Origin of the sequence: Streptococcus sp. SP8 (assembly GCF_030440045.1) — a bacterium.
Lineage (GTDB): Bacteria > Bacillota > Bacilli > Lactobacillales > Streptococcaceae > Streptococcus > Streptococcus parasanguinis_I.
Window position 1 is genome coordinate 38,761 of record NZ_JAQFJL010000019.1, and the last position, 8,260, is coordinate 47,020.

Genomic DNA, 8,260 nt, shown 5'->3' on the forward strand with positions numbered 1-8,260 from the left:
ACTTATAGCTTTTCGTTGACATAACGAACAAATTCATTCCACCAAACCTTTAAGAAAAAGCTTTTCTCAATGGTTCTTCCCGCTACCATATCGACCGTTGGCTCCTGATCTTCTAGATAGCCTCGCCCGATTTTATCTGGATCAGTATAGTGTAATTTTCCAAGAGTGGTGCCTGATTTGACAGGTGCCTTGAATGATTCTTGAGTGCTCTTGAATTGAATTTTTGGTTCTGCTTGACTGCCTTGTTTTTCGACGATATAGAAGTCTTTTTTTGCAACAGCTAAAACAGTCTCCGACTTCCCATCCATAACACTTGCCTTACTTTTCCCGTAAGGATCTCCTTCTTTGACGACAATGGAAGAAACAAAGGTTCTTACCACGTAGTTCATCAGAGAAGAAGTAGCCACAAAGCGTGCATAGGGATCACCGTCAACGGCCTCCACTCCTAGGACAACCGTGATCATATGGATGCCATTTTGCGTCGTTGATGCAGCAAAGGTAATACCACCTTTGGTAGAGTTGCTGACCCGAAGGCCGTCAACGCCTGAACGGTAATTCGGCATGCCTTCTAGCATCAGGTTGGGGTTTTCAATCTGCGTGTTTGAAAAAAGAGCAGTGGGTTTTGAAGTATATTTGGTCACTTCAGGGAAATCCTGGAGTAAGTGCTTAGCAATAACAGCAATATCATAAGCACTCAATTGATTTTCGTCTTCTTTCCCGTCAGGATCTCCGCTGATGGTTTGAGTATTTAATCCGGTAGCATTGATTAAATGAGGAGATTGAATGCCCCATTCAGCAAGTTTCTGCTTCATTTTTTCAACGAAGCTTTTCTCAGAGCCACCCACTTTCTCAGCTAAAGCCAAGGCAGCAGTGCTAGAATTTCCAACTAAAAGAGCCGTCAATAACTGTTCAACCGTATATTGGTTCGCTTCCATAGGAAGAGTACCAGCACCTTCGATATCATTTAAGGCCAGAGCTTTCTCAGACAGTTTGATAGGATCTTTCAGAGAAAGTTTTTTTTCATGAATGGCTTCGAAAATCAGATAAGTGGTCAAGAGTGTAGAAAGTCCCCCCACATCTCGCTTTTTCTCTGAATCCTTTTCATATAGGATTTTACCTGTATCAGCTTCAACAGCAATAGCACTTTGAGCAGGAAGATCTAGTTCATCTGCTAGAACGACTTGATAAGGTAAACTGCATAACAGCAAGATAAAAGTTAAAAAAGAAAGAAATAATTTTTTCACAGTTGTTTCCTCGTTGCTTAGTCCTCTCTATTGTATCATACAAATGATTAATGGAAAATTGTAAAATCATCAATTAGCCTAAAAAGTCAGTCATAGCAAGGTTTTTGAATAGTGATAAATCGAATATTCAGAAAATTTAGTTTACTTTTTTTTCTACTTGTGATATAATCTTAAACAAATCTAAAAAAACTATTGGAGAATTCCTATGAAAAAAGGTAAAGTATTTGCAGTTGCCGGAGTAACACTCCTTGCAGCTGGATTGTTAGCTGCATGTTCTAGTTCAAATACTAGCAAAGCAAGCTCAGGCGAAGACAAAAACTATGGTTATGTCTACACTACTGATCCAACAACTTTGGACTATACTGTGTCTTCTAAATCTGCCACTCAAGATCTCACTACAAACATCGTAGACGGTTTGATGGAAAATGACAAGTATGGAAATCTTGTGCCATCACTTGCGGAAGATTGGTCTGTTTCAAAAGATGGTTTGACTTATACCTACAAGATTCGTAAGGGTGTTAAATGGTACGATGCAGATGGTGAAGAACGCGGTGAAGTGACTGCCAAAGACTTCGTGACTGGTTTGAAACACGCTGCTGATAAAAAATCAGAAGAACTTCCACTAGTTCAAGGCTCAATCAAAGGCTTGGATGATTATGTGCAAGGAAAAACTACAGACTTCAGCCAAGTTGGTGTCAAAGCGGTTGATGATTACACACTTCAATATACATTGAACAAACCTGAAACCTTCTGGAACTCTAAAACAACAAACGGAATCTTGTTCCCAATTAGCACAGAGTTCTTGAAGAGTAAGGGAGATGATTTTGGTCAACCAAACGATGTGAAATCAGTACTTGCAAACGGACCTTTCCTTCTTAAATCTATTACATCAAAATCATCTGTTGTATTTGAAAAGAATGACAACTACTGGGATAAGAAAAACGTTCACGTCAAGGAAGTAAAACTTACTTATTACGATGGATCAGACCAAGATTCATTGGCACGTGGTTTCTCTGATGGAGCTTATACAGCTGCTCGTCTTTTCCCATCAAGCTCAAACTTTGCAACAGTAGAGAAAAAATACAAGGACAATATCTATAACACACCAGCTGGTTCAGGTGTAGCAATCCTTGGTTTCAACATCGATCGTCAATCTTACAAACACACTGCTAAGAAATCAGATGCTGAAAAATCTTCTACTAAGAAAGCAATCTTGAACAAAGATTTCCGTCAAGCCATCACTTTTGCCTTGAACCGTGAAAACTACTCAGCACAAGTCAATGGTAAAGAATTTGCTAAACCAGCTATCCGTAATACATATGTTGCACCTGCATTCGTACAAGTAGATGGAAAAGACTTCGGAAATGTAGTTGCAGATAAGTTGACTACTTATGGAGACCAATGGAAGGGTATCAACCTTGCAGATGGTCAAGATGGTCTTTACAACAAAGATAAAGCCAAAGCACAACTTGAAAAAGCCAAAGCTGAACTTCAAAAAGACGGCGTTCAATTCCCAATTCATATTGACGTTCCTGTTATTCAAAATGCAACAAGTGTAGTTACACGTATGCAATCATTGAAACAAACAGTGGAAGATACTCTTGGTAAAGACAATGTCGTTGTTGACCTTCAAATGATGGACCAAGATGAAGTAATGAACCTTACTTTGAACGTACCATCAGCAGCAGATGCAGATTGGGATCTTCAAGGTATGGTCGGTTGGAACCCAGACTATCAAGATCCATCAACTTACCTTGATACGCTTCAACCATCTTCAGAAGATCAAACAAAAGTTTACCTTGGTTTTGCAGGTGGTGTAGATAACCCATCAGCTAAAGCTGTAGGTTTGGATGAGTTTGCAAAACTTCTTGACGATGCAAACAACGAAACACAAGATGTTGTGAAACGTTATGAAAAATATGCAGCAGCTCAAGCTTGGTTGACAGATAGCGCAATTGTAGTACCTACAATGTCATCATCAGGAGCAGCAACTGTTATCTCTAAAGTGGTACCATTCTCTGGTGCTTCAGCTCAAGCTGGTAACAAAGGATCAGCATACTTCAAATATGTAGAAGTTCAAGATGAACCTGTTACTAAGAAACAATACGAACAAGCACGTGAAAAATGGCAAAAAGAAAAAGCTGAGTCAAACAAAAAAGCTCAACAAGATCTTGAAAAACACGTTAAATAATTAAATTATTGCTTTTCATTAGAACTTTCTCTTCTAGGGGAGAAAGTTCTTTTGGACATTAAAGGAATGAAATATGAAAAAATATGTTTTTATGCGTATTTTGCGTTCGTTAGTGTCGATCTTTCTCGTCACGACATTAACCTACATGATTATCTATACGCTAACACCGAGAAATCTCATCTTTAAAAATGACCCCAACTACAATAAAGTAGCGAAGACAAAAGATTCGAAGATCAACTACGAAAATACTGTCTACGATCGCATGGGTTATTTGGAATACATGGATTCAAAGAGCTTGCAACAAAAAGCAAGTAAAGAAGATTCTTCTGTAACAGTTGATGCGACGACTGCTAATGAAAAGATCTATAAAGAATACATTAACAAATTAGGTCATGGTTGGCAGTTGAAACGTTTCCCAGAAAGTAAGTCTTTCTATGCGGTGCGTGAAATTCCGGTTTTTGAACGTGTCATCAGTTTCTATGCGAATTTGATTCAATTTGATCATCCAGGTTGGGTGAAAGATGCCTCAAATCCAAACCTCAAACGCTATATCCGAATTGAAAATGATCCATCTATTGGTTGGTCAGTAGTAGGTTCTGGTACGAAACACAAATACCTCTTGTACTTTAATGGTCAATTCCCATATGTACACCAAAACTTTGTGACCTTAAACCTTGGAAATTCATATCCAACTTATTCAAATACCCCTGTTCTTCAAGTTATTACCCAAGGACAAGGAACCACTAAGAAGAGTGAAGTGAACTTCCCAACAGGTAAAAAGACATCTTCCATCGATATCTACTCACGTACCTACAAATCACCAAGTAAGGCAGACTCACAAGATATCAGTCGATTTGGTAAAGGGGATGCCTATACAGCAACGTTGAGCAACTATGAGAATCCATCCATGATTGCATCTTCTTCAATCATTGGTTTGATTGGTATTGCGATTGCCTACTTGATTGCGATCCCATTAGGGTCTTACATGGCTCTGTTCAAGAACTCATGGTTTGATAGCATCTCAACAGCAACCTTGACATTTATGATGTCTCTTCCAACTATTGCCCTTGTTTACATTGTGCGTCTAGCAGGTTCATTTGTTGGACTTCCAGACTCATTCCCAGTACTTGGAGCACAGGACTGGCGTTCATATGTATTGCCGTCTCTGATTCTTGGTTTGTTGAGTGCGCCATTTATCGCAGTTTGGATTCGTCGTTACATGATCGATATCCATTCGCAAGATTTCGTCCGTTTTGCTCGTTCAAAAGGATTGTCAGAACGTGAGATCTCAAGAAAACACATCTTCAAAAATGCGATGGTTCCATTGGTATCTGGTATTCCAGGTTCTATCATTGGAGTTATCTCAGGTGCGACACTTACTGAAACAGTCTTCGCTTTCCCAGGTATGGGTAAAATGTTGATTGACTCTATTAAGGCATCAAACAACACCATGGTCATCGGACTTGTCTTCATCTTCACATCACTTGGTATCTTTGCTGCCATGTTAGGTGATATCTTGATGACAGTGCTTGATCCACGGATTAAATTAACGAATACGAAAGGAGGCAAATAATGGCTACAATCGATAAAAATAAATTTCAGTTTGTAAAACGCGATGACTTTGCCTCTGAAGTAATCGATGCTCCAGCGTATTCATACTGGAAATCTGTATTCAGACAATTCTTGAAAAAAAGAACCACTATCATTATGCTTGCTATTTTGATTGGGATTCTCTTGATGAGTTTTGTCTATCCTATGTTTTCAAATTTTGATTACAACGACGTAAGTAAGGTAAATGACTTTTCAGCACGTTTGAATCCACCAAGTGCCAAAGCTTTCTTTGGTACAGATAATAACGGTAAATCCCTCTTTGATGGAGTTTGGTTTGGTGCTCGGAATTCAATTATCATTTCCTTCATCGCAACTGTTATTAACGTGGTAGTCGGAGTTATCGTTGGTGGAATTTGGGGGATCTCAAAATCTATCGACCGTATCATGATGGAAGTTTATAACGTTATTTCAAACATTCCATTTATGTTGATCGTTATCGTCTTGACTTACTCAATGGGATCTGGTTTCTGGAACTTAATTCTTGCCATGTCCTTAACAGGATGGATCGGAATTGCTTATACCATTCGTGTCCAAATCATGCGTTACCGTGATTTGGAGTACAACCTTGCCAGCCGAACATTAGGAACACCAACAATGAAAATTGTTACGAAAAATATTTTACCTCAATTGGTATCTGTTATCGTGACCCAAACATCACAAATGTTACCAAGTTTTATTTCTTACGAAGCTTTCCTTTCCTTCTTCGGACTTGGTCTTCCAATTACAGTTCCAAGTTTGGGACGGTTGATTTCTGACTATTCTCAAAACGTAACTACAAATGCCTACCTATTCTGGATTCCGCTTACCGTTTTGATTTTAGTATCCTTGTCATTCTTTATCGTCGGACAAAACTTGGCCGATGCCAGCGACCCACGTACACATAGATAGGAGGAGTAGATATGACATCAAATAACAATATTATTTTATCTGCTCAAGATATCGTAGTGGAATTTGACGTGCGCGATCGCGTATTGACAGCTATTCGTGGCGTATCGCTTGAGCTAGAAGAAGGTGAAGTTCTTGCCTTAGTTGGTGAGTCAGGTTCAGGGAAATCAGTTTTGACAAAAACGTTCACCGGAATGTTAGAAGATAACGGCCGTATTGCTCAAGGTTCGATTAAATACCGTGGTCAAGAATTGACAGATTTGAAATCGAATAAAGATTGGGAAAATATTCGTGGATCTAAGATCGCTACAATTTTCCAAGACCCAATGACAAGTTTGGACCCAATCAACACAATTGGTTCACAAATTACAGAAGTCATTATCAAACACCAAGGGAAAACAGCTAAAGAAGCCAAAGAAATGGCTTTGGACTATATGGAGAAAGTTGGAATTCCAGATGCTGAACGTCGTTTTGATGAGTATCCATTCCAATATTCAGGTGGGATGCGTCAACGGATCGTTATTGCCATCGCCTTGGCCTGCCGTCCAGATATTTTAATCTGTGACGAACCAACAACAGCCCTTGACGTAACCATTCAAGCGCAAATCATTGATTTGTTGAAATCCCTTCAAAAAGAATACCAATTTACAGTTATCTTTATCACCCACGACTTAGGTGTGGTTGCAAGTATTGCAGATAAAGTAGCCGTTATGTATGCTGGAGAAATTGTTGAGTTTGGTAAAGTAGAAGAAATTTTCTACGATCCAAAACATCCCTACACATGGAGCTTGCTTTCAAGCTTGCCTCAATTGTCAACCTCAGATGGTGATCTTTACTCTATTCCAGGAACTCCGCCTTCATTGTATGCTCCGATTAAAGGAGATGCTTTTGCACTTCGTTCAGACTATGCGATGCAGATTGATTTTGAAGAAGAGGCACCTGCTTTCAAAGTAACCGATACTCACTGGGCTAAGACATGGTTGCTCCATCCAGATGCACCAACAGTTCATAAACCAGAAGTAATCGAAAACCTTCACGAAAAGATTGGCTCAAAAATGGGCTTCACTCACATTACAGAATAGGAGGAAGGAAATGACTGAAAAATTAGTTGAAATTAAAGATTTAGAAATTTCCTTCGGTGAAGGAAGTAAAAAATTCGTTGCTGTAAAGAACGCCAACTTTTTCATTAATAAGGGAGAAACTTTCTCTCTTGTTGGTGAATCAGGAAGTGGGAAGACAACAATTGGACGTGCGATCATCGGTCTGAATGATACAAGTGCTGGAGAAATTATTTATGACGGTCGCAAGATCAACGGAAAAAACTCTCATAGTGAAAAATCAGAGTTGATCCGTAAAATTCAAATGATCTTCCAAGACCCAGCAGCAAGTTTGAATGAACGTGCTACAGTTGATTATATTATCTCCGAAGGTTTGATCAACCACCATTTGTTTAACAGCGAAGAAGAACGTCAGGAAAAAGTAAAAAATATTATGCATGAAGTTGGGCTTCTAGCAGAACATTTGACACGTTATCCTCACGAATTCTCAGGTGGTCAACGTCAACGGATCGGTATTGCCCGTGCTCTTGTCATGGAACCAGAATTTGTCATTGCGGATGAACCAATCTCAGCCCTTGACGTTTCAGTACGTGCACAGGTCTTGAACCTTTTGAAAAAATTCCAAAGAGAATTAGGCTTGACCTATCTCTTTATCGCCCATGACTTGTCAGTTGTGCGCTTCATTTCTGACCGTATTGCAGTTATCTATAAAGGGGTTATTGTAGAAGTAGCAGAAACTGAAGAGCTATTTAATCACCCAATCCATCCATACACCCAATCCCTACTTTCAGCAGTCCCAATTCCAGATCCAATTCTAGAACGTAAAAAAGTTCTAAAAATCTACGATCCAGAACAACATGATTACTCTGAAGATAAACCACAAATGGTTGAAATTAAACCAGGTCATTATGTATGGGCTAACAAAGCTGAAGAAAACAAATACAGACAAGAATATAAATAGAGAGGATTCCCTCTCTATTTTTTTATTTCAAAAAAACTTTCAAAAAAATAAATTTTTTTGAGAAAAAGTGTTGACAGTAAGGGTAGGTCATGATATACTAATATAGTTGTCGCGCGAGAGCGACAAAGACCTTTGAAAACTGAACAAGACGAACCAATGTGCAGGGCGCTATAACGAAAGTTATAGTAACTGAACAATAAAAAACAATAAATCTGTCAGTGACAGAATGAGTTTAAGACAAACAATTATTTTAATGAGAGTTTGATCCTGGCTCAGGATGAACGCTGGCGGCGTGCCTAATACATGCAAG

General features: G+C 39.0%; 6 protein-coding genes and 1 rRNA gene. 6 read left to right on the plus strand and 1 reads right to left on the minus strand.

Annotated elements, in window-relative coordinates; genetic code table 11:
• Positions 1-2 precede the first annotated feature (2 nt).
• Positions 3-1,244 (minus strand): serine hydrolase, encoded by a 1,242-nt coding sequence (locus tag PCY11_RS10035; protein WP_070845740.1) that lies wholly within the window; start codon positions 1,242-1,244, stop codon positions 3-5.
• A 205-nt stretch (positions 1,245-1,449) separates the two neighbouring features.
• On the opposite strand from PCY11_RS10035, the gene PCY11_RS10040 reads away from it, so the two are divergent.
• The 6 genes from PCY11_RS10040 to PCY11_RS10065 all read left to right on the plus strand — a co-directional run.
• A complete protein-coding gene (locus PCY11_RS10040; RefSeq protein WP_201090000.1) occupies positions 1,450-3,435 on the plus strand; it encodes a peptide ABC transporter substrate-binding protein in 1,986 nt (661 codons plus the stop codon).
• A gap of 73 nt (positions 3,436-3,508) precedes the next feature.
• Complete coding sequence (locus PCY11_RS10045) at positions 3,509-5,008, plus strand: ABC transporter permease (RefSeq protein WP_021154493.1); 1,500 nt, start codon at positions 3,509-3,511, stop codon at positions 5,006-5,008.
• Positions 5,008-5,934, plus strand: coding sequence for an oligopeptide ABC transporter permease OppC (gene oppC, locus PCY11_RS10050; protein ID WP_301362733.1), 927 nt, complete (start codon positions 5,008-5,010; stop codon positions 5,932-5,934). Before PCY11_RS10045 ends, oppC begins: the two co-directional genes overlap by 1 nt.
• Before the next feature lie 11 nt (positions 5,935-5,945).
• Complete coding sequence (locus tag PCY11_RS10055; protein ID WP_003010293.1) at positions 5,946-7,013, plus strand: ABC transporter ATP-binding protein; 1,068 nt, start codon at positions 5,946-5,948, stop codon at positions 7,011-7,013.
• A gap of 10 nt (positions 7,014-7,023) precedes the next feature.
• Entirely contained in the window at positions 7,024-7,950 is a 927-nt protein-coding gene (locus PCY11_RS10060) for an ATP-binding cassette domain-containing protein (protein ID WP_003010296.1), read from the plus strand.
• Between the two features lie 249 nt (positions 7,951-8,199).
• Positions 8,200-8,260, plus strand: a 16S ribosomal RNA gene (locus tag PCY11_RS10065); the annotation flags it as partial.